Annotated in this window: 20 protein-coding genes; 19 read left to right on the plus strand and 1 reads right to left on the minus strand. The window is 36.2% G+C overall.

What is annotated here, in order from left to right; all coding sequences use genetic code 11:
- Positions 1-25 precede the first annotated feature (25 nt).
- From sufB to sufD, 3 genes are read left to right on the plus strand one after another with little or no spacing between them, the layout of a single operon-like run.
- Positions 26-1,474 carry a Fe-S cluster assembly protein SufB gene (gene sufB, locus AWV75_RS15845; protein WP_060875290.1) on the plus strand — a complete coding sequence of 483 codons (1,449 nt, stop codon included), beginning with the start codon at positions 26-28 and terminating at the stop codon, positions 1,472-1,474.
- 59 nt (positions 1,475-1,533) lie between these two features.
- Complete coding sequence (gene sufC / locus AWV75_RS15850; RefSeq protein ID WP_002988689.1) at positions 1,534-2,280, plus strand: Fe-S cluster assembly ATPase SufC; 747 nt, start codon at positions 1,534-1,536, stop codon at positions 2,278-2,280.
- Between the two features lie 59 nt (positions 2,281-2,339).
- Complete coding sequence (gene sufD, locus AWV75_RS15855; protein WP_060875291.1) at positions 2,340-3,659, plus strand: Fe-S cluster assembly protein SufD; 1,320 nt, start codon at positions 2,340-2,342, stop codon at positions 3,657-3,659.
- Positions 3,660-3,873: 214 nt separating this feature from the next.
- On the opposite strand, the gene AWV75_RS15860 is transcribed toward sufD, so the two are convergent.
- Positions 3,874-4,518 (minus strand): response regulator transcription factor, encoded by a 645-nt coding sequence (locus AWV75_RS15860; RefSeq protein ID WP_060875292.1) that lies wholly within the window; start codon positions 4,516-4,518, stop codon positions 3,874-3,876.
- 125 nt (positions 4,519-4,643) lie between these two features.
- On the opposite strand from AWV75_RS15860, the gene tssO reads away from it, so the two are divergent.
- From tssO to AWV75_RS15940, 16 genes are all read left to right on the plus strand, one after another.
- Positions 4,644-5,123 (plus strand): type VI secretion system TssO, encoded by a 480-nt coding sequence (gene tssO, locus AWV75_RS15865; protein WP_231738176.1) that lies wholly within the window; start codon positions 4,644-4,646, stop codon positions 5,121-5,123.
- A 5-nt stretch (positions 5,124-5,128) separates the two neighbouring features.
- On the plus strand, positions 5,129-5,650 hold the full coding sequence (locus tag AWV75_RS15870) for a type VI secretion system transmembrane protein TssO (protein ID WP_060875294.1): 522 nt from the start codon (positions 5,129-5,131) through the stop codon (positions 5,648-5,650).
- Between the two features lie 4 nt (positions 5,651-5,654).
- Entirely contained in the window at positions 5,655-6,560 is a 906-nt protein-coding gene (locus tag AWV75_RS15875) for a hypothetical protein (RefSeq protein WP_060875295.1), read from the plus strand.
- A 2-nt stretch (positions 6,561-6,562) separates the two neighbouring features.
- Positions 6,563-9,052 (plus strand): type VI secretion system protein TssR domain-containing protein, encoded by a 2,490-nt coding sequence (gene tssR / locus AWV75_RS15880; protein ID WP_231738177.1) that lies wholly within the window; start codon positions 6,563-6,565, stop codon positions 9,050-9,052.
- A gap of 10 nt (positions 9,053-9,062) precedes the next feature.
- Positions 9,063-11,552, plus strand: a complete 2,490-nt coding sequence (locus AWV75_RS15885) for an AAA family ATPase (RefSeq protein WP_060875296.1) — start codon at positions 9,063-9,065, stop codon at positions 11,550-11,552.
- 2 nt (positions 11,553-11,554) lie between these two features.
- A complete protein-coding gene (locus AWV75_RS15890) occupies positions 11,555-11,995 on the plus strand; it encodes a GPW/gp25 family protein (protein WP_231738178.1) in 441 nt (146 codons plus the stop codon).
- Positions 11,996-12,005: 10 nt separating this feature from the next.
- Entirely contained in the window at positions 12,006-13,901 is a 1,896-nt protein-coding gene (locus AWV75_RS15895; RefSeq protein WP_060875297.1) for a type VI secretion system baseplate subunit TssF, read from the plus strand.
- A 3-nt stretch (positions 13,902-13,904) separates the two neighbouring features.
- Positions 13,905-14,843, plus strand: a complete 939-nt coding sequence (locus tag AWV75_RS15900; RefSeq protein WP_060875298.1) for a hypothetical protein — start codon at positions 13,905-13,907, stop codon at positions 14,841-14,843.
- 18 nt (positions 14,844-14,861) lie between these two features.
- Entirely contained in the window at positions 14,862-15,764 is a 903-nt protein-coding gene (locus AWV75_RS15905; protein ID WP_060875299.1) for a TssN family type VI secretion system protein, read from the plus strand.
- The gene (locus AWV75_RS15910; RefSeq protein ID WP_060875300.1) at positions 15,761-16,912 is read left to right on the plus strand and encodes a type VI secretion system baseplate subunit TssK; all 1,152 of its coding nucleotides are present in this window, start codon (positions 15,761-15,763) and stop codon (positions 16,910-16,912) included. Before AWV75_RS15905 ends, AWV75_RS15910 begins: the two co-directional genes overlap by 4 nt.
- A gap of 16 nt (positions 16,913-16,928) precedes the next feature.
- Positions 16,929-17,579, plus strand: a complete 651-nt coding sequence (locus AWV75_RS15915) for a hypothetical protein (RefSeq protein ID WP_060875301.1) — start codon at positions 16,929-16,931, stop codon at positions 17,577-17,579.
- Positions 17,580-17,589: 10 nt separating this feature from the next.
- Entirely contained in the window at positions 17,590-18,942 is a 1,353-nt protein-coding gene (locus AWV75_RS15920; RefSeq protein ID WP_060875302.1) for a DUF5458 family protein, read from the plus strand.
- Between the two features lie 352 nt (positions 18,943-19,294).
- Positions 19,295-19,702 carry a type VI secretion system tube protein TssD gene (gene tssD / locus AWV75_RS15925; protein ID WP_060875303.1) on the plus strand — a complete coding sequence of 136 codons (408 nt, stop codon included), beginning with the start codon at positions 19,295-19,297 and terminating at the stop codon, positions 19,700-19,702.
- A gap of 299 nt (positions 19,703-20,001) precedes the next feature.
- Positions 20,002-21,969 carry a type VI secretion system Vgr family protein gene (locus AWV75_RS15930; protein WP_060875304.1) on the plus strand — a complete coding sequence of 656 codons (1,968 nt, stop codon included), beginning with the start codon at positions 20,002-20,004 and terminating at the stop codon, positions 21,967-21,969.
- 5 nt (positions 21,970-21,974) lie between these two features.
- Positions 21,975-23,315 carry a hypothetical protein gene (locus AWV75_RS15935; RefSeq protein WP_060875305.1) on the plus strand — a complete coding sequence of 447 codons (1,341 nt, stop codon included), beginning with the start codon at positions 21,975-21,977 and terminating at the stop codon, positions 23,313-23,315.
- The gene (locus AWV75_RS15940; RefSeq protein WP_060875306.1) at positions 23,312-23,611 is read left to right on the plus strand and encodes a hypothetical protein; all 300 of its coding nucleotides are present in this window, start codon (positions 23,312-23,314) and stop codon (positions 23,609-23,611) included. Before AWV75_RS15935 ends, AWV75_RS15940 begins: the two co-directional genes overlap by 4 nt.
- Positions 23,612-23,639 lie beyond the last annotated feature (28 nt).

Below are 23,639 nucleotides of genomic sequence, written 5' to 3' on the forward strand. Positions count from 1 at the left end.
AATAATTGCTTTTAAGTACCAATATATGAGCAAGTATACAGAAGAAGATTTAAAAAAAGAATTAGAAGGTAAGGAGTATGAGTATGGATTTTATACAGACATAGAATCTGAAACATTCCCGATTGGATTGAATGAAGACATCATCAGAGCGATTTCTGCAAAGAAAGAGGAACCTGAATGGATGACAAACTGGAGATTAGAGTCTTTCCGTATCTGGAAAGAAATGACGGAGCCAGAATGGGCAAACGTACACTATGAAAAACCAGATTTTCAAGCCATATCTTACTATTCAGCACCAAAAAGTAAAGACAAATACACAAGTTTAGATGAAGTAGATCCAGAATTATTGGAGACCTTCAATAAATTAGGTATCTCTATTGATGAACAAAAACGTTTGTCTGGAGTTGCTATGGATATTGTAATGGATTCCGTTTCAGTAGCTACGACGTTTAAATCGACGTTAGCAGAAAAGGGAATTATATTCTGTTCTATTTCAGAAGCGATTAGAGAATATCCAGAATTAGTAAAACAATATCTAGGAACGGTTGTACCCCAAACGGATAACTTTTATGCAGCATTGAATTCTGCTGTTTTCTCTGATGGATCATTCTGTTATATTCCAAAAGGCGTTCGTTGTCCAATGGAATTATCAACGTATTTCCGTATTAATCAAGCCGGAACAGGTCAATTCGAGCGTACCTTAGTTATTGCTGATGAAGGAAGTTATGTTTCGTATTTAGAAGGATGTACTGCACCGTCTCGTGATGAAAATCAACTACACGCAGCTGTTGTTGAGTTGATTGCTTTGGACAATGCTGAAATTAAATATTCTACAGTACAAAACTGGTATCCTGGTGATAAAGAAGGAAAAGGTGGAGTTTTCAACTTCGTAACCAAACGCGGGTTGTGCGAAACAAACGCGAAGATTTCTTGGACACAAGTAGAAACTGGATCAGCTGTAACTTGGAAGTATCCATCATGTGTCTTAAAAGGAGATAATTCAGTTGGAGAGTTTTACTCTGTAGCGGTTACAAATAATTTCCAACAAGCGGATACTGGTACAAAAATGATTCACTTAGGTAAGAATACGAAATCGACGATTATATCGAAAGGTATTTCAGCGGGTAAATCTCAAAATAGTTATAGAGGTTTGGTACAAGTAGGCCCACGTGCTGAAAATGCTAGAAACTTCTCTCAATGTGATTCATTGCTAATGGGGAACGAATGTGGAGCACATACCTTCCCTTATATTGAAGCGAGAAATTCAACGGCTCAAATCGAGCATGAGGCGACAACAAGTAAAATTGGGGAAGACCAAATTTTCTATTGCAATCAACGTGGAATTTCTACAGAGAAAGCGATTGCCTTAATCGTTAATGGATTCTCTAAAGAGGTGTTGAACAAACTACCAATGGAATTTGCGGTTGAAGCACAAAAATTATTAGAGATTTCATTAGAAGGAAGTGTGGGTTAATCCACGTTGCTTTCATGGAAGCATTCGTATCATTACAAATTTAAAATAACAAACAGTTTATGTTACAGATAAAAAACCTACACGCAAGTGTTGAAAATAAAGAAATATTAAAAGGAATTAATTTAGAAGTAAAAGCGGGTGAAGTTCACGCGATTATGGGACCTAATGGTGCTGGTAAAAGTACATTATCTTCTGTGATTGCTGGAAATGAGGCTTTTGAAGTAACGGAAGGTGAAATGTTATTGGATGGAGAAGAGTTAGGAGAATTAGCTCCTGAAGAAAGAGCACACAAAGGGGTGTTTTTATCTTTTCAATATCCGGTGGAAATTCCTGGAGTTTCCGTGACTAATTTCATTAAAACGGCAATTAATGAGGCAAGAAAAGCAAAAGGACAAGAAGAGATGCCTGCCAATGAAATGCTGAAACAAATCAAAGAAAAAGCTGAATTACTTGAAATCGATAGAAAATTCTTATCTCGTTCATTAAATGAAGGTTTCTCAGGTGGTGAGAAAAAGAGAAATGAGATTTTCCAAATGGCTATGTTAGAGCCAAAAATTGCAATCTTAGACGAAACGGATTCAGGATTAGATATCGATGCATTGCGCATTGTTGCTAATGGAGTAAATAAACTAAAAAGCGAGGATAATGCTGTAATTTTAATTACACACTATCAACGTTTATTAGATTATATCGTTCCTGATTTTGTACACGTTTTACACGATGGTAAAATTGTAAAAACAGGAGGAAAAGAATTAGCCTTAGAATTAGAAGAAAAAGGATACGACTGGATCAAAGAATCGCTGTAATCAAAGCGATTTAATAGAACAGGACACAGTCATTTTAATCTAATAGGTAAATAAGGAATATGGAACTTAAAGATAAATTAATAACGTCTTTTGTTGCTTTTGAACAACAACTGAGTGGAGAGCACGATACGCTACACAGTATTCGTTTAGAAGGACTAAAGACATTTGAAGATAAGGGATTCCCTACAAAAAAAGAGGAAGCGTGGAAATACACGTCTTTAAATTCAATTTTAAAGCAAGATTTTTGTGTGGTTCCTAAGAAAGAAGTAGCAGTTGATTACAAAGATGTGAAACAATACTTTTTAAGTGATTCGGATACGTATAAATTGGTATTTATCAATGGAGTATTTAGCTCTCACTTGTCATCTACTACACATGATGGATTAGATGTATGTTTAATGTCTTCGGCTTTGACCAAACCAAAGTACAAGATGTTAATTGATACTTATTACAATACAATAACTGATAAGGAAGATAGTTTAACTGCTTTAAATGCTGCTTATGGGGTAGAAGGAGCTTTTATCAATATTCCTAAAAGTAAGGTGGTTTCTAAACCCATTGAGATTGTTTACTTGTCTACAGCAGGTGAACAAGCGTTGTTGGTTCAGCCACGTAACTTGATTATCGTTGGTGAAAATGCACACGTTCAAATCTTAGAACGCCATCAAAGTTTAGATGAGTGCAGTATCTTCACAAACTCAGTAACCGAAATTTTTGGTCACAAACGCGCTATCGTTGATTTCTATAAGTTGCAAAACGATTTGGATACAGGTACGTTAATTGACAATACGTTTATCAAACAAAAACAAGAGAGTCGTGTATCGGTTCACACGTTTTCTTTTGGTGGAAAATTAACGCGTAACAACCTGAATTTCTATCAAGACGGCGAGCGTATTGATAGTACAATGAAAGGAATTACGTTAATTGGTGGGAAACAACACGTGGATCACTATACCTTAGTTTCTCATGATAGTCCAAACTGTGAAAGTCACCAGAATTACAAAGGATTGTATGATGACAATTCAGTAGGGGTATTCAATGGTAAGATTTACGTAGATAAAATCGCACAAAAAACAGATGGTTTCCAACAAAGTAACAACATCTTATTGAGTGATAAAGCGCAAGTGTATACGAAACCACAGCTAGAAATTTTTGCTGATGATGTTCGTTGTTCACATGGATGTACAATCGGTCAATTAGATGAAGAGGCTATGTTTTATATGCGTCAACGTGGTATTCCTCAAAAAGAAGCAAAAGCGTTGTTGATGTATGCCTTTACAGATGAAGTAATGGAATCAGTAAAAATCCCAGAGCTTAAAGGAAAAGTGGCTAAAGTGATTGCCTCAAAATTAGGGGTGTCTATGGGATTTGATATTTAATATATTTTATTCGTTATAAATAAAAAGGGTACTTAACCAGAGGGTTAAGTGCCCTTTTTTATTTTAAGCGTTTTAAGCGCTTATTTATTTGCTGTGTGACAAAGATGCTTTTGAAGACAAAAGATTGATCACATCGAATTATAGGAGGTAAGTATGCGTGTATTTGACTTAGATTTAGCTTACTTCATGAGCGGAACCTCTTGGTTCCTTTTTTTTACTTGTAATTGTGTAAATGTTGTTCTACACAATAGGTGATGAGTTGAATTTTATTCTTCACATTAAATTTTTCTGTCAACTTCTTGATATACGCTTCAACAGTTCGTCCACTCAAATGTACTTTTTTTCCAATTTCATTGTTCGTTAGTCCCTGACACGCGTGATTGATAATTTGCAATTCGATAGAGGAGGGAACATAAAAAGGCAGTTGAGTTGCAACCTCCCCATTCAAGTCCTGGTAGCTTTTCCATTGTGCTAAATGTTGCGTATAGAGGGCTTTATTTCCCTGAACTAAGGCAGTTAGCAGCTTAAATATTATGAGGCTATTTTTTTGACAATAATAGACTTGATCATAAGTGTTGAAGAGGTCATATAGGTCTTCTTGGTAGACCTGGGTATAGATAATAATAGGGGTTTTATTTTGCTTGGTGCGCAATATTTTTAAAGCTTCTATACCCGTCATAATTGGGGTAAAAGCATCAATTAGTAGAAAATTATTCTGTTTGTATTTTATTCGATTAATCAGTTCAAAACCATTGCAATAATAGTCTATTAAATCGAGATGTAAGGTTCGTTTAATGTGTTCTATAATGAGGTTCTTGAAATGTAAGTCTGATTCACATAGGGAGAGGTAAATAGGCATTATTTTTTTTTTAGTTTGGAAAAAACAAAATTAATACTATTTTTGACATATTGTATTATTCGTAATAAATAACCGATTTTAATTCTTTTATGTATTTGAAAAGTGTAAATTTTAAACAAATCTATTTGTCAATTTCGTTTTTTTGTGTCAATTTTTTAATATTGATTATTATATTTTTTATTGGAATTTATTTCTTTTATGAAAGTTCAGAACAGCAAAAAAAACGCATTGAAAAGGACCTTTTGGCTTATAAAACACTGTTGAATAAGCAGTATGTTTTAAAAGGTAAAGTCGATACAGTGTATTATCACATGAGTTTGCTTAACACGGGTAAAGTAGAGCATGATCTCTACTTAGAACAGTATGTAGCAAAAGATATTGAAGAGATAAAAAAACTAGTAAATTGTGATAATGAAGAAAATTTTAATGGATATAGGCAGCTTTTTATCCAACTGGATAGTTTATTGATTTTAAAGGATCAAATTATGGATGTTGCGAATCAAGAAGCGGTTGCGTTACGTGATCTCAATGAATGTATATATCGCTTTAAAAATGTATATACAGAATTGACGAATGATCCTCATCGTAAGTTCAATAAAAAATAAGGATAATGATACATCCTCATCAGTCTCTCTCAAAAAAAGAACAACGCTATCAATTGTTGTATTTGATAGGTATGTTAGTATTCGCTTTAGTTTTTTTAGGGTTCATTTGCTTGCGCAAGTATCACTCGCCTTTTGCAAATGCAACTCAGATGGAAGCAGAAATGCTAGAACAGAAATATAGATTTAATGCACAACAAAAAATGGTAGAGCCTTTAGTTGAAGCCACTTTTAAAAAAATTAATACGATAGCTTTTACAAGCCCCAAACCAATAGAAGAAAACGAAATAATTTCGAGTATTAATCAAGTATCCAATTCGTTTGCACACACGACTATTTACGATCCGCGTAAAGAAGTATACACCCAAATGGGGTATTTCTATAGGATGTATTTAGAGGATAAAAAAATCATAGCCAAAAAAACAGAAAACATCAAGTTGTTCCGCAAGCAATTTGAAGAATGTTCTATTGGTTTTAAGGATAAAGAACAACAGGTGATTCAACGTAGAAATATGCTATTAGCTAAATAAAAAGATGAGTTATATCAAAAAAAATAAAGAAAAAATGGTGCTGTTTATAGGAGGAATTTTTGTCCTATGTTTTATTGGGACTTATGTTTATCAACAACAGTTTAATGCCGTTGCATTGCAAGAGAGTGTCACGGTTTATCCAACAACTTTACAGGTAGGAGATACTTTGTTTTTTAAGGAAAATACACCGAATTCTAGTCTCAGAAAATGGGAATTTGGCGATGGTGATTTGTCGCTAGACGCTCAGGGATACCACCAGTATAAGAAACCAGGATTCTATCAAGTAAGCTATATCGCGAATGAACAGGATATTCAACTGTTCTCCATTGAAGTTAAACCCAATACTACTCCAAGTTATGGGGATTATTTTACTGAAATTGACGCACCAGCTGAGGCAATGCAATTTGAAAATGTAGTGTTTCGAGCCGTAACGGATAAGGCTAGTTTATTTAGCTGGAAGTTTGGAGAAACGGGTACAATTGACGCTAAAGAGGCTTTTGCTATTTATGCCTATCAAGAGGCAGGAACATATGAAGTGTATCTCTATACGGATGAAACTGCGTATCCTGTGATACATCAAATAACAATTCATCCGTCGTTTAAGCATCTTAATGAGGAATTAGATGTGGAAGATGGCTATAAATCCATTGACCATGATTTTAAAGAACATCTACAACAAATAGCCAACGGAGCTCCGTTTAATCAACACTATAATTATTTGGTTAACACTTACTTATGTCAAAATGAGAATGCACTAGTGCTAGTAAATACAACCAAACGCAATTCATTTTATTACTACTGTATGGGATTGAGATTCGATAGCAATGTAAGTATTCAATCGGTTAAAGTGAGTTTCAATGAAGAGGCAAATTGTGTAACTAAACTGAATGTGGTTCAAACAAGTAATTGAAAATGAGTATTAAAACAATCGTGATGCTGTGTTTGATTGGGGGAATTAGCCTGTCAAGTTGCAGTATAAAAAAAAGAAGCGTACTACAAACACCAACTGCTACTGCTGTTGATACATATGATGAATATGCCTTGTTGTCTGGTTATCCTAAACATGCAAAACCATGGATTGTTTATGTAGCCAAGCAAAACGCTTCTTTGTATGCTAATGCGACAAGTGAATCAACAGATAAAAAGGTGGCTTTTTTTACTCCACTTATTGTGCTCAAACAAAAGGGAAATCGTTATGAGGTTGCTGAGTATGATGCAGCAAGTATCGTAGAAGGGAAGATTGATGTAACAAAACTCAAAGGACAAGGCTGGATTCATCGCCATGATCTACTGCTATGGACAGCATCGCTGCGCGATGAAACTACAGGTTTTCGCTTGAAAGGAATGTTAGCGTTACAAGAAAAAGCAGTACTAACTAGGCTTGAAAAGTATATGGATAACGATTCACTTTATATTTTTAAAGACCCAAGTTTACTCCATCGAGAGGATCGCAAATTAGCGCTCAATACCCTAGTTTACCTCTATGCGTTTACAGCAGATAAAAAGAAGGTCTTCATTGGCGAATCTCCAACCATTATAGAGGGGAATCCCGACAATAAAATGTATGGCTGGGTAGATACTGATGTATTGGGAATATGGGGAACGCGTACTGCTTTTCAAATCAAACCTTCCGCAGATGAACAAGAAACCCAATTGACCTTGGAAAGGAGGGATCAAAGCACCATTCGTTTTACTCCTATTGAAAGTAGGGATAGCCTACAAGACAATTTGCGGATTGAACAACTTTATCCCTTGACCTATCGTCCTAGTGTGGATGAATTTCAAATAAATTACCTAGATCAACTGTTGGACTACAGTGAAAATAAAGTATACAATGTTGAGGGGCAACCGATTTACTATGATGTGTATCGCGAAATCCTAGCTGGTAACCGAAAGTTGAATGTGGTATTTGTTCTTGATGGAGCAATAGAAACGGCAAGTCTAGCTCCATTAAAAGGAGTTTTTCAAGGATTAGGAACGCAGGTAAGCGCTTCGTCATATTTTACTTCTATTTCTTACGCAACGCTCTTTTACCATATCGATCCACAGAACAAAAAGAATGATACGGAGGAGTTGCTCGATTTTAACCGTTGGTCCAATTCGTTGGACACTGCTTTTACTTTTAACCCCGTATCAACTATACCCATGACTTTATATACGGCTATGGAAGATTTGACTCGATTGCTCAAGCCAAAGCAGTATCAAAGTAATTTGGTGGTGATTGTTGGGCAGCGTTTCACTGCTGAAGATTTGGCGAAGCAAGAGCAAGTAGTAGAGCAGATTAGAAGTACAGGTAGTCGGGTAATTTTTTATCAGGTGAGGGGAAATCCCAATGATGCACACAATGATTTTGTTTTAGCGGGAGAGGAAATAATCAAAGCTTCCGCAGCTCAAATTGCAAAGGATAAAAAACGATTGTTGGTTGATTATCATGGCATAGTAGAAAGCAATGCATTTGATCTATCTCAAGAGGACCAAGGGGTCTATCAATTGGATTACCCCACACAAAGTATGCATCAAGGAGCGGTTATTTTTCCTCGTAAAGGGGAAGAAAATAGACCTTTACTCCTGCAGCAGGTTTTTGCGAAAATGGTACAGGATATAACAATTGATAACCAACATATTGACAGCACATTGACAGCTGTTTTTCGAAGCGATATAGGCCTAGGACATACCAAAATGAAACCCGATTATGTATCCTTCAATCGGCAAATAAAGAGCAAGGTATCCATTCCAATCGCGAAGCAGTTAATGTGTCAAGATTATGCTTTTATGCGAGAAGGAATACTTCAAAATGCTGCAGTAATTGCGGAAGAAAATAAGGAATATGGCGTACTTCTAGATGAAGAAGAAATCGAACAAGTACAACAATATTATCGAAGTGTATATAAGCATGTATTCAGAAAAGGTGGTTTGAACAATAAAAAGATGATTCGAAGGTATATCACGGCAGCAAGGAAAAATAGCGTAGCACCGAAGAAAATGAATCGAAAATTTTGGCGTACGAATCCTATGGCTATCGGTTTATTGCAACAAACCGGGTTGTATTTAGCAACGATGGATACGCTTGCACAGCAAAATCTTAAGCAGTGGAAACACGCCAATTTTGTGAATCCTCATATGCTAGAACATTTCTTTGAATCCTTCCAAACTTTAGCAAATAAAATGAAGGATTACCAGGAAAATCAAATGGGAATCATACAACAACAGGGGACAAAATTTTATTGGCTCAACCAAGCGTATATTCCGGTATTGGATTATAGTCAGATAAAAGAAGTAGATCATTCTTTTGAAATTCTTCCCATTGAATTGGAGCAAATCCAATCTTCCTCCAGGCAAAAGAAAAAGAATAAAACGAATACCAAAAAATACTTAACACGAGTAAAAAAAGGAATGCCTTAAACAAGAAAAAATGAATGTAGTATTATCGAACGAATCGTTACAAGAAGTGATTCAAATTGCTCAGTCAATTGCAAAAGAAAATTACAATTCCAAGTATTCAGGAGCTCATATTTTACAAGCTTTACTGCATAAAAGCTTTGATGTATATGATTTTTTAGACTGTATGGGAAAGGATCCTCAGTATGTTTATGAATGGGCAGAAGTAAGAATTGAAGACTATCCAAAAACAACACAACAGCAGATGGAAATTCAGGCAGATGAACATGTCCAAGGGCTATGGGAATATGCGGAAGAGGTACGGAATAAGTTAGGATTACAAGAGATAACACCTTTGTGTTTGTTGCTGAGTCTTGTCAAGCCTTATGCTGCATTTACTGCTGAACAATTGCAATCTTTTCCCTTGAGCGAATCAGAATTATTTGCGGCTATCCAAGTAGAGGAGGACATTTCTTTTCTTTCTAGTAAGTTGAAAATCAGTAAAAAAACCAGGTGTGCTATAACTCAAAGTAAAAAAACGACTGCTTTAGCAATGTATTGTGCGGATTTACTTGCACAAAGTACAGCTGGAAATTGTGATACTGCAATCGTAGGACGTGAAAAAGAGATTCGAACACTTGTTGAAATAGTTGAACGAAAATCAAAATCCAATGTAATTTTAGTTGGTGAACCAGGTGTAGGTAAAACAGCATTGATTGAGGGGTTTGCCAAGCTATTACAACAAGGAAGACTGTCAACAATAGGCAGAGATCAGCTCTATCAGCTCGATTTAGGCTTATTAGTTGCAGGTACGAGTTACAAAGGCGAGGTGGAAGAGCGCTTAAAAAAAGTGTTAGATGAATGTAAATGGCAAGGTGGAATGCTTGTCATAGATGAAATTCATAAACTCGTTGATTCAAAAGGGAATTTTAGTGGATTAGCTAATTTACTGATACCTAATCTGACTAAGGGAGATATTACAGTGATTGGAACAACCACCGTAGAAGAATATCGCAAGTTAATTGAGCCTGAGGGATTATTTAATAGGCGGTTTGAGAAACTTGAAGTGCAAGAGCCTGATGAAGAAACTTGCGTGAAAATGCTGGAAAGTAGTGTCCAAAACTATACCATTTACCATGGTATTCAGGTAGAACCAGAAGCACTCGTTACTTGTGTAGCATTAGCTAAGCGCTATGCCAATGAGAAAAAATTACCCGATACCGCTTTTGATTTATTGGACCAAACTATGGCTGCTGTTAAATTGCTAGATGAACAGGCGATTGCAACGTTAATCGATTGGAAAATAGATTACGATAAAAGTTTAAGTAAAAACTTTGTGGGTGACGAAGCTAAATGCAAGGAAATAGTCTGGCATTTTACGCAATTACAGCATCGAATTAGTCCTATTCTTTGGGGGCTTTTGGCGGAACAACCCCAATTGGAATTGTATATGGGCAGTGAAGTATTACAGTTCATCATTGGATTAGTTTATGATGAATTAGTAGCGAATGCTGAGCATAAAATCACCAGTGTCTCTAAGGTAGAGTTAACTGCTGTAATGGCTGCAAAAACAGGTATTCCTATAGGTAAAATTCAAGTGCAAGAAAAAGAAAAACTCTTAGCTCTGGAGGAGCTTTTAGGACATCGTGTTGTAGGGCAACAGCATGCATTGAAAGTAGTCTCTGATGCTATCATTGAGAGTAGAAGTGGATTAAATAAGCCTGGGCAACCGATAGGTTCTTTTTTCTTTTTAGGGCCTACTGGGACAGGAAAAACGGAATTAGCAAAGGCGATTGCTTCTTTGCTTTTTAATGATGAAAAAGCCATGATTCGCTTTGATATGTCTGAATTTAAAGAAGAACATTCAGCCGCTTTATTATATGGTGCACCTCCTGGTTATGTAGGATATGAAGAGGGAGGGATGTTGGTTAATAAAATTCGTCAACAGCCCTATGCTGTCGTTCTATTTGATGAAATCGAAAAAGCACATCCTTCTGTTTTTGATGTTTTTCTTCAGCTGATGGATGAAGGTAAAATACACGACAAATTGGGGAAAGTAGGTGACTTTAGTAATGCCTTAATCTTGTTTACGTCTAATATTGGAAGTGAAGAGATTAGTGCCGCTTTTGGAGCACATCGAATTCCAACTTCTAAAGAATTAATGCAGTGGATGACAGGTTGTTTTCGCCCAGAATTCTTAGCGCGTATCACAGAAATTGTTCCTTTTGCTCCGATTACGGAAGAAATGGCAGAACAAATATTCACTATTCAATTGAAAGTGCTAATGACTGGTCTTCATCACTTACAAATTGCATTTGAAATCACGGATGTAGCACTTAAAAAATTAGCGATTGCTGGATTTACTGCTGAATATGGAGCAAGGCAAATCAATAGTGTAATTCGACAGCAAATTGCCCGTCCCATATCTAAAATGCTCGTCAGAGAAGAACTTGTGGCTGGGCAAAAAATAAGGGTGGATTGGCAAAATGATGCGGTGGTATTTCAGGTTACAGACGAAGAATGAGTATGCATCATACCTTTTTAAAATTTCCTTTTAATTCAGAATATGCAATGACAGAGGGACTATGCTTACCTACGTGTAGTTTAGCCGAAAGTATTGCCCAACACATCATGTTGTTGGTATTGACGCGCAAAGGAGAAAATCGATTTAACCCAGATTATGGCAATGCGGTATGGGATCTAGAATTTGATAATGCTGTGACTACAGTTGTCTGGGAACAGGTATTTGAAGAAAGCCTCCTGGAGCAAATTACTCAATATGAACCGCGCATAAAATATCCTAAAATTCAAGTCCAAGTGGAATATGTAGAGCATAGTTATGGGACAAAAGACTTTGTCGAAATTAGAAAAAAAGCCAAAATAGGAATCAATGCAGTGTTAACGGAAGTTGGTGAACGATTCACGTTTAGTACTCATATTTATTTAAGCCCAATGGCCATAGACTAAAAGATAAAAGATGAAAAATATAACGAGTAATTACGCAAAAGAAGCCATTAAATCAAGAATTTTGAAAAATGCCACAACGCTTTGGGGAGTGAGTAATCCTCATGCTTTGGATCCTTTTGTAACCTTGTTGATTGATGCTTTTAGCACGGAAATTTTCAAAGTAAACAACGATATTGAACAGATTAAAGGAGGTCTTTTAGAGAAGATTGCTCGCTTGTTAACGCCAAGTATGTATACTAGTTCAAGACCTGCACATGCCATTGCGGTTATTGAGCCAGAAGAATCGAAACAAAGACTCTTTGATCATCAAGAATTCTTTATCAAGAAAACATTTACCTCTACTGTTAAAACGACTTCAGATTTTAAATTAGATATTCCTTTTACTGCTATTGACGACATCAACCTCATCAAGGCCAAGGTAAGGTATGCGCTGATTGGAGATACGTTATGGGAGTATGATGCTTTTTATAATCAGGTACCTGTAGCAAAGGTTAAGCAACCTTTAACAGCGAATCAGTTGTTTTTAGCCATTGACTTAAGTACATATGAACTAGAAGATATTCCAGCGTGTTTTAGCTTGTATTGCGATAATCCAATGTTTGATCATCTTGAGTTTGTCTACAATTTATTGCCTTTTATCGAGATGACCGTCAAAGATTGTCCACTGGAAGTCACAACAGGATTATCATATCCAGTAAAGAAGAATAAAACGGGATTTGAGGCTGTGTTTGATGAATATTCTATGGAGCGTAGGATTCAGGAAAATATCAAAATAAACTATGCCAGCAAATTTATTGAATTGCATGGTTTCAAAAGAAAGGTTGACGATTTAAAATTGGAAATTTTACCACAAGAAATAGCCTTTTTAATGGAAGAGGATAAAACAGCGACGCATCTGAAAGACAAGCGATTGATGTGGATTAAAATGGAGTTTCCCCCTTCGTATACAAAGGAAATAATTGAAGGTTTTTCGTTTTACTTGAATGCTTTTCCAATATGCAATAGAGGTTGGAGATGGAATGAATCTAGTTTGGATATAATGGGAAATACAATCCCTCTTGTGACAAAAGTAGGAGAGGATTTTCTCTATACTCATCAGGTAGTGGATAGTCATATGAGAGTGTATAATGAAATTCCATTTTCGGAGGAGAGTAGCTTGATGCAAGGGCTATTTACAATCCGAAAAGGTGGGATGGAGCGGTTTAGCGAACGCAATGCGATAGATATGATTAGTTATGTCATTGAATTAACCCGCGATGAGGTATCCGCTTTTGGCATTCTTGAACGGGATAAAGTGATTGAAGCCCTTCAAAAGATGGTCGATCAAATGCAAACACTGAATCAGAAAATAAAAACAGTGCATGACAGTATAGCGAGTGAAGTTCAATATGTTATTGTAGAACCTTTACCAGATACTGAAGCAGTTAAGGCTTCGTATTGGATTACGCATTGTGCTTTAGCGAATAATATTCGAAAAGGCGCTCAACTTACTCAACAAGATAAGGTCTATGCTAATGCAAACAAGCATCTTGTTTTGTTGAGTACAACCCAAGGTGGAGAACAGGAAAAGAAAGGGACAAATGCCATTCAAGCCTATAAGTATGCCTTGACAACACGAGATAAAATTATATCGAAAGAAGACATCAAAAATTACTGTACCATGGTGCTCCAAGGACATTGTAAAGCGGTGCATATTTCGCATGGAGTTCAAGTCAGTGAGAAACCCAAAGAGGGGTTTACTCGGACAGTACAAATTGAGATCGTTGTGGATAATTACGAATCTGGAAGTAGTCAGTATTGGGTAGATTATGCACGTAATTTTAAAAGTCAATTGGAAAATAGAGGGATTGATGGAATAGTGTATATCGTGCAATTTAAAGGAGAAGATTCAGTTGAGGAGGACTAACAAATGAAGGAGTTGAATAAGGTAAAGCTTCAAGAGTACAACCGATTAGACACAGATTACAAAGCAGAGGTTATCGCCTACTATATTTGGAAAAAACACTGTGAGATTGACGGAGTTCTACTCAAGCGATTAGGAAGCAACAACAGGAGTTTTCACAAAGATTTAAAGCAGGTTAAAGAGGAATTTACCGATGCAAATAAAAGGATAATTAGCGTAGAGAGCTATAGGGAAGGACTTTATGATTATTTGCCAGAAGGACTTTTTCATCCCCCTTCATTGAAGCACTCACAACATAATATTGTTGAGGTGGTCGAGCAAATTAGACAAGAAAAAAGAATAGAGCAAAAACAGCGGATGTTCTTCCAACCTTTTGAGTTAGAAGTCTATTTCTGTCAGCTTAAGGCTTTGGAAGTGAAGGATAGTCTCGATGGATTCAAGCTGCGCAATCAATTTGTTTGTATGCTGGAAGAATTGTGGCCTCTTTTGAAGCTCTTAGACGATAAAAATGCCCAAGTATTTGCGTCTTTACTTCCTCATTTTCATGCTGCTAGAGGAAAGAAAATTTGGATGGAGCAATGCCTCAAAGCATTGCTCGATTTGCCCGTGCAGATTAGCTTTATGGCGAGTCACATCGCGGTATTTGACGAATTATCTGCCACAATTACCTTGGGGGATATGCAATTGGGCTTAACCACAGTATTAGCGGATGCATATAGGGATGGTGGATTCGATTGGAAATTCGAATATGGCCCTATTGCATACGAGGAACTGCATTTATACCTCGAAGGAAGTCCATTGCGCACGTTATTACAAACGATCTATGATTATTGCTTGCCTAGTACTGCAACGGCAATAGAAACGTTTGTAACCCTTAATAATGCGCATGCTTTTGAAATTTCAACAAATAACAATAGCCTATTAGGTTATTCAACCTATTTATGATGTAAAAAAACGGATATAATGATACAGATAGAATCTATAAAAGCCTTTTTTCTCGCCCATTTACTTCTCCCAACCGTGTTGTTGGTTCTCGTTTTTCCTTTGGTTTATCTCCAAAAGAAAATGCCTTTTATCAAATCTAAAGAAGTAATCTTTTATGTACTATTTAGTGGATTAATACTTGCCTTACCTGGTTTATTGGGGTTCTCTGGAAATACTTTTAATCCTTATTGGTATCTGTTGGCGAGTTTGCTTTATTTTTTATTTGGATTAATTCATGTCAATCAACTTTCAAAGCGGTTTCGAGGACAAGATGTACCGCTGCGATTATCAAAGGCATTTGAAATAATCTTGACGGGGTTTATTCTACTGTTAGGGGTTTATCTATTCACTTATATTTTTGATTGGTTGAGTCCTTTTAAAGGATATGCGTATCTATCAGCAAGGTCAAGTGTGGCTTATCTAATTCCTTTGTTTTTCTACTATAGTTATATGCAATTCTTGCAAATTCCTTACAGTATTTACAAAACTTGGAATTATGAGGTAAATAAATCTGTGATCGACTTTGATGGGGTCGACTTGAAACAATTAAGGGTAGTTACACTAGAATTAGCTAAAAATGTACAGGATGGAAACCAATTTAGAATAAAAGCTAAAACCCTTACTACAGGAGTCACTTTTGGCGATTGGTTTCAAAAAGTATTGGAAGATTACAATTTTAAAAATGGAATGAATACCATTGAATTGCAGCAAGAGGATGGGACATATTACCATTGGATATTTTATACTAAACGATCTTTTTTTCACTTGAGAAAGTATGTGGATTTTGAATTAGATATTGCACAGAATAAAATAAGAGAGAATGAGGTCATTAGCTGTAGAAGAGTCGTTGAAAATGAACAAAAAATGAATGAATTGCTATGATAAAGCCAATACAACATGATGCTGTCAACTGGGTTGATGGCATGAAAATTTCGAAGAAACACTTTGATGCGCAGACAAATTTTATTCTTGATGGACTCAGAGATGTTAGAGCGACCTATACCCAAGTATTTTCTTATGGGTTATTGCCTTTAGATACTCAAAATCAAGGGATGGATATCGTAGAGGTACGCGCAACAGTTTCGGGGGATGTAGAGTATATTATTAAAACATGTAAGGCTATTACACCTTCGGGGTGTAGTGTTGAGGTTATTGACTTTCGCTTTGCTTTAAAACCTTTAATTCCCCTTGTAGGAGAGGAATTAGAACATCAAAAGCGTGCGTATTATGTGGTGATTGCCATCAATCTCTTTGATAAAATTCCATATGGGACAATGGATGTAGAAGAAAACCCCCCACGTTATCCCTTCACTAAACCAAGGTATCGAATTGACCTGAGACCCGTTTCTGTTTTTGATGTAAATAGCGGATACAGCGGTGGAGATTACGTTATTATCGGTCAGGTAATGATTCAAGGAGAAATGATTCAAATGGAGGAAGATTATATTCCCCCTTGTACAAGTGTAAGCAGTCATCCTCTGTTACTGAAACAATACAACAAGGTAGCAAACGCCTTGTCTTTATTGCAAAAGTATGCAGTAAAAATACTGCAAAAAGAACACCAAGTTAGGCAAAATACCAAGTTAGCGAGCAGTGTAAAATTGCTTTGTCAAGCTTTGATTCACGACATTGGAGCTACATATTTTCACTTTAGAAATACTGTTCCCCATTTACCTCCCCTTTATTTTATGGAGTGTCTATCACAAATCGCTACTCATTTGTATCAGGTAACGCAAACATTGGCTCCAATGGATTTGGAAGAACTCTTAAACTATATCAGTGAATGGAGTGAGATAGTACCCCATACTTTTTTGAATCAACTGGCAAGAGTAGCGGAAATCAAATATCAACATACAGATTGTGCCTCGCATTTATCTGAGATTCAGTTGATGCTCAGTTGCTTAGAAAAGGTGTTCTTCAAGTTGAACGAATTGGATTATATCGGTCAACGCAAAGAGAATATCATTGTAAATGAGTTAGAAGTAACGCCAGCGGCTAAAACTAATCGCGGTTGGAGTGTGTTGGATTAAATGTAAATACAAGGAGATGAGGTTGTTCAATCAATTGATAAAAGCAGTAAGGACTATTGCAGGATCTGTAGATGCTGTAATTGAACAAAAGGAGGAAGTTCAACGAGAACAATGCTGCAAAAAGGAAAAACGAAATAAAGGGAAAACGAGTCTTATTCGCACTCCACAACTTGCTATAGATCAGGAAAGAATGAGTATTAATTTATATAAAAACGAGACAATGACAATGTTTAATTATGGTGTTGGTGGCAACGAAATAAAAGTGGATGCTAATGAAGCAATCCAGGAAATCCAAGGAAATAAAAGTCTATTGGTGGCCAAATTGACAACGGAGGATGCTATATCTCCAGAAATAGTAACGGGGTTGAAAACCGTCGAAGAGGTGTTCAATTACTATTCACCTCGGATGGAGATGGAGCATTCTACCCCTGAGGGACAAACGGTAAAAGAAGAATTTAGATTCAAAAATCTAGGCGACTTTACGCCCAAAAAAATGATTGAAAATTCTCCTTTTTTAAAAGGATTGAAAGTAGATGAAGAACAATATAACAAGATTGTAAAACAATTGCGAGTGAATAAAGTACTCCAAAAATTAGTAGAGAATGAAGCCGCAAAAAAAGAGTTTGCGGCTACTTTAAGAACAATAGCGAAAGAGTTAGAACAGTAAAAGGAACAGAATGGCAAAAGTAAATCAAGAATTACAAGCAGTTGACAATGAATTTCATGATAGAAATTTGGACGCTGTTGGGTTTGAGTTAGAAAAATTGGGAGGGTTTGGATTTATTGAGACTGTGGTTGATGGTATGGCAAATATGAATCCAGAACGAAAAGCGCGAAAACAAATTTTTCTTACTGATTCTAGTAAAAAAGAAGAGCGAGAAGATTTGTTGAAAAACATTAAGCTTTGGTTGGAATTATTAGAGTCTGAAGAATCTACAGCGGAGCTTATTGAAAGATGCAAGCAAAAATCGAATCAAGCGGTAATTGGCTTGAAAAGCAATCTAAAAAAGGCGCTGAATCAATGTAGAACTTTAGAAGTTAATTACCGAACAATCGCACAGTTTTATAAAAATACCGAGTTAGATAAAGTCGATAATGTCCATATTATCAATGCTTCTATGGAACAAATAACAGATTTAGATAATCCCGTATTTATGGATTATATAGCAGAAGAATTTAAGTTGTACTACGATCGATTAGATCTACGTGATAATTATTCTTTACTATCTATACCTGGATATATGGGATCCAATTTGGTGGTCGATAAATGGGCGAGAATCTGCAACGAAAATAAAGTCATGCTTTTGACAGATTTCGCCAATCTAGACAAACCAGATGATGTTGTTGACTTATTTCACTCGGCTAACTTAACAAGTGCCGATGTACACAAAAGCAATGTTATCATGACGTGTAATTGGTTAGTTGGGCGCGGACGTGCTGTAGAAGTTGGAGAAGAAGAGGATGTATTTATAGCCCCTTCAACTTCTTTGACTGGGAAGATTCACAAAACACTAATGTCACAAGTGGCGGCAGGAAAAAAGCATGGAGGAATCAACGAGGTCGATGCCGTTAAATTTGAATTGAAAAAGAGTGAGATCTCTCAATTGGAAAAAATGGGACTTGTTCCCATGGTCAATGAGTATGGAAAAATCATGGCATTTTCTGCAAAAACCCTATTTGATGGGGATAATATAGGCCTTCAAACCTATTCCGTTGTACGGGTTTTTGATTATGTCACAAAAGTGTTGTTAGATTTTTTAAACCGCCGAGCTTTTGAAAATTGGAGTGCAAAAAATGAAGATGATTTACGCAAGCAAATTGTCCTTTTCTTAGATGGCATTAAAGGAGCGGATAAATTGATTGAAAAATTTAAAATCGTTCGTTTTGAGCAGGATAAACACCAAAAAGATCGAGTGTGGTTAGATATTCGACTAACGCCTTATTTCCCTGCCAAAAGCTTTGTGATTAAATTGGATGGTCATAAAGGAGATGATGGAAATGATTGGGAAGCTGAATATGTACAAGAGTAAATTTTTGTTTTTGAGCCAGTAGTTTTTACGTGAACTACTGGCTTTTTTTTTATCCATGCAAACGCAACTCTTTCTTTTTTGGCAGAGGGTTCAAATGCTCTCGTTTTGATTCTATATTTTGCAGTAAAAATTCTTTTATTTTTGAATAAGGACATTGAAAAAAGAATGTTTTTATTGTTTAAATAAAAGCAAAATAATTGATGTTTTTCTGATTAAAATAGTTGAATATTTTGTTTTTAACTATTTTTTCACAGTAAAAACCCTGTTATTTTTCGGAAAATGCAGGGAATGTTGAGTGCTAGCATGATTAGTTTTTAAGTTTGATACAGTAATAATTTAAAACCTAATTCGTATGGCAGAAAACAATTCAAGAGCCGTTTTAAAATTCAATGGAGGCGATGCACAAAAAGTATTGAACCTCAAATATGGAGTGTCTCGTTCAGTAGACGTTTCAGGTCGTGTAGCATCAGATCCTTCTAATGCATTAATTACCCTTACAGTAGAAGCAACAGATAAATCGGATGTCTTAGAAAGTCTACTGAACGGGAAGTACAAGCCAACTACAGGAGAAATTATCTTCAACAAATCACATGAGGAAGGAACGTTAATCACCTTGAAATGGACAAATGGTTATGTGATTCAACATCATGTGGATTTTGATGCAATTAATGCAAATGCGATGTACATCACTTTTGTTGTGAGTGCAGAGCAAATTGACTATGGAAATTCAGCTTATCAAGGTACTTGGCCAACGGCTTAATTCGCGTTTAAAAGCAAATTAAGTGCTGTTTTTTCTATAACCCAGCATGAGTAAGAGTCTAATTTTACAAGTTGATTTTCAAATGTAAGGTTTACTTCCTATTGCCACTTTGTTTATTAGACTTCTACTTATTCTGGGTTTTTTATTTACCAAAATAGAAATAGGATAACGGCGAAATAAGATAAGCGATCTCTGTCTAGAATACGCTTTTTATTCCTAAGAGAAGTTATCTCTTTTAAATGATATAGAACATTATTTTCTATTAACCATAACGACGGGTTTAGTAAACCATTTAGCCTATGACAACTAAAACTTTATTTGATGAACAAGAGCTAAATCAAACCAAACAAGTAACAGCATATTTAAATCAATTTCACAATACCGAAACTAACATTCACAGTAATGCTAAAGTAATAGCGAATCATTCTCCCATCGGTGTTAATCCTCTAGTAGATCTTAGAATTGCAATTGAAGGTTCTGAATGCAAGGGGTTTAAAGAGTTTAAGCTGAAGCAAAATGTGCAAGACCACCATACGTTTGTCCTAGTCTTACCCCATCATGCATTAGGAGAAAATGAAACGTATCGCATGGAACAAACACAAGAGTTATTGGGAAAACGCATGGTAGCGCGTTTTACTTACAAATATGGATCAGAAAGACCAGAACGAGATTTTATAGGCATTATTACTGAAGTTAGTTTTGAGCAATCCAGAGGAAATCGAGGGGATATTATTCTTACCGGATATAGTCCAACAATTTTATTAGATCGAGCCCCTCATATTCAAAGTTTTGGTGGTCAGGATCCTACTTCGTTACCAGCTATTGTACATCAATTGGTAGAAGAGGGGTATACCCAAAATGGAAAATACAACTACCTGATTCAATCACAAAAACAAAAGGCACTCGCCTATAGTTGTCAGTATAATGAAACAGCTTATAATTATTTGACACGTATGGCTGAAGCTTATGGAGAACCGTTTTTTTATGATGGAACGGTGTTGCATTTCGGCGATGTTCCGCGCATTGAAGCTCCAGTTGCTTTAGTATATGGACGGGATGTTGAACAGATAAAAGTTTGTATGGCTGCTCAACATGTCAATCGAGCGTTATATGGATATAATAGCTTAAACCATGAGCGTTTAAGCGCTATTGGTGATACGAATTTAGAAGTCAAAGGAACTTTAGCCCAACGTGCTTATGAAGAATCACAGCGCGTGTTTACCGCTCCTTCTGTACAAGTGGCTCCAATGAATGCTTCTACAAATCAAGACATTACACAAGCACAAAAAGGATTGATTGGTCGGGTTGGAATGAGTGTTTTTACTATTTCTGGTACAACAACTGTTCCTTTTCTGTACCCAGGATGTATTGTTGAACTCAGTATGTTTCATCCACAAGAAAGAGAAAATCACTTCTTTACTAAATTGATGATTACTCATATTTCGCATGAGATTGATGCCTTAGGTATATACAAAGGTTCTTTTGAGGCTGTTGATGCAGAAACAGGTAGTATTCCAAAAGGAACGTATCAAAACCCCTTGGTGGAGCAACAAATAGCCACAGTTATAAATAATACAGATCCGCAAAATAAAGGCCGTGTACAAGTGCGTTTCGATTGGCAAAATACAGATCTACGTACGGATTTTATACGCGTTATGGCACCAGATGCAGGAAGTAGTGCCAAAGTAGATACCAATCGCGGTTTTGTTGCTATTCCAGAAGTTGGAGACCAAGTGTTGGTTGGATTTATGAATCAACACCCTGATCAGCCTTTTGTTATGGGAGGACTTTTTCATGGACAAATAGGTGCAGGTGGAGGAAATGAAAATAACATGAAAAGTTGGAGTACAAAAAGTGGCCATATGATTGTGCTTGATGATCAGGGGGGAATAAAAATAATAGATAAAACAAAGAATGTGATTCAACTGGATGGAGAGGGTAGAATTGAAGTACAGAGTTCCAAATCTATTGTATTACAATCAGGAAAATCAAGTTTAGTACTTGAGGAAAATGGAAAAATCACATTACAAGGTATTGAATTATATACAATAGGGGAAACAATTTCTAATGCAGCTAGTCAGAAATTAACTGCCCAAAGTGGAAATGCGGTTTTAACCTTAGATGCAGAGGAGAATGAAGCTATTTTAAGTGCAAAATCGAGTACAATTAATGGATCGAGCACAGCAACAGTGAATGGAGGTTTAGATGCCAAATTAGCGGCTAGTGGAACTGCTTCCATAGAAGGTGCTATCGTCAAATTAAATTAAACGGGATGGAAAGTAATCCGATACAGCAACGAATAGAAGAATTGGAAATGAAGTATGTAGAACTTCGTTACACCCAAACGTATAAGTATCTAATCTTACGTACACCGCAAGATGAAAGGGAGATGGTAGAGGCATTTTACGATCATATGTTAGGAATAGATAATGAAATTGAGGATGTTGTCCTCTTATTTCAGTCGCCACTGTATGAAAAGCAAACCTATAGTAAGGCGTTAATTGAAGCGCTGTTTTCGTTGGTTTTTCTTTGGAATTTTTCTGAAAAACCCAACAGTATTTCAGATAATTATGTGGATTGGGAGATGGATAGGAGCTTGGGGTCAGATAAGAATGTTGCAGCACTATTTGTTGCAAATCTTAATGCCTTTTGTGAAGCGGTTGAACTAGAAGAGGACGCTAATATCGTCTGTGTATTGGATTATCAAAATAAGGAGGGTAAGCAGATGCTTCAATGGTTGAAAGATTTAGCTCAATTGGAGTTGCATCCACGAGTTCAGCTGCTTCTCTCTGATACGTTTGAGCAGCCTTTATTTAATGTGTTGAAAGATTACGCACCAAAGTCAACACAGATTTTACCCCATCATTTTGAGTTAGATCAAGCAATCAAAGCGCTTGCAGCTATGGGAGATCCTGAGGCTCCAGATACCAAGTTTAGGTATCATATGGTACAATTGTTTGAAGCCATTAATAAAAAACACGAAAAAGAGATTAAAAAACACGCGGTCATTTGCTTACAGATTGCGGAACAAAATAGAACAAAAGATGCGAATTGGTCTGTGCAACAGATGGTAATATACAGTGCAGTAGCAACTTTTGAGTTTGGCAAAAAACAGTTCAAGCAAGCGATAAATTATATCAACCAAGGATTGGATGTTGTACAAGAAGTACAAGGGGTATTACCAGATGATTTAGTTTATCGCTTATTGGGACAAGGGGTGTTGTTTAGAGGTAATCTCTATTTTATTTTGAAACAATATGAAAAGGCAAAAGATGATTTTGTAAGAGGTGAAAGCTATTTTGAACGTTGTGTAGATTATTTGATGCAAATAGAAGCCTTGAGGTCCATAGCAGAAACGGCTAAGAAGATGAGTGATAAAAAATTGAGGTATGAAGCTTTAAATAAAGGAGTTCGCCTGGGGAGTAACCTAAATGACACCTTGGCTCAATCTTCATCTTATACTTTGGTAGTGAAAGAGGTCTTGGAGGCAAAATACAGTTCATTTATTTCGGATAAGGAATTAGATACCATCATCAAACCTTTGCTAGGGGAACAATGGCGAATAAAGTATAAGAGTGTGAAAAGTATACTCGTAAATAAAGATTTAAAATGAATACAAAAAATAAGGATTGGTTAGTTGAGTTTTTAGTGATATTTCCTGAATTACCTGGTATTCTGTTGCTATTGATTGGATTACTTGTTCGGTATGCAGCAATCAAAGGGGGAGAATGGATGTACGATACAGGAGGACCTGGAATTTTTAGCAATATCACTTGGATCAAGAATATGTTTGGAGAGGCCGTAGCTCAGCGGTTGAATTTGTTTATTGCTTGGGGGATAATATTAATGGGAATTGCTTTAATCTCTTTGGGAGTTTGGCTAAGAATCGCTAGTATAATCAATAAATAGGTTGAAAATCTTCATTTGAAGCCATGTA

The sequence above is a fragment of the Myroides odoratus genome (assembly GCF_001549985.1).
GTDB lineage: Bacteria > Bacteroidota > Bacteroidia > Flavobacteriales > Flavobacteriaceae > Flavobacterium > Flavobacterium odoratum_A.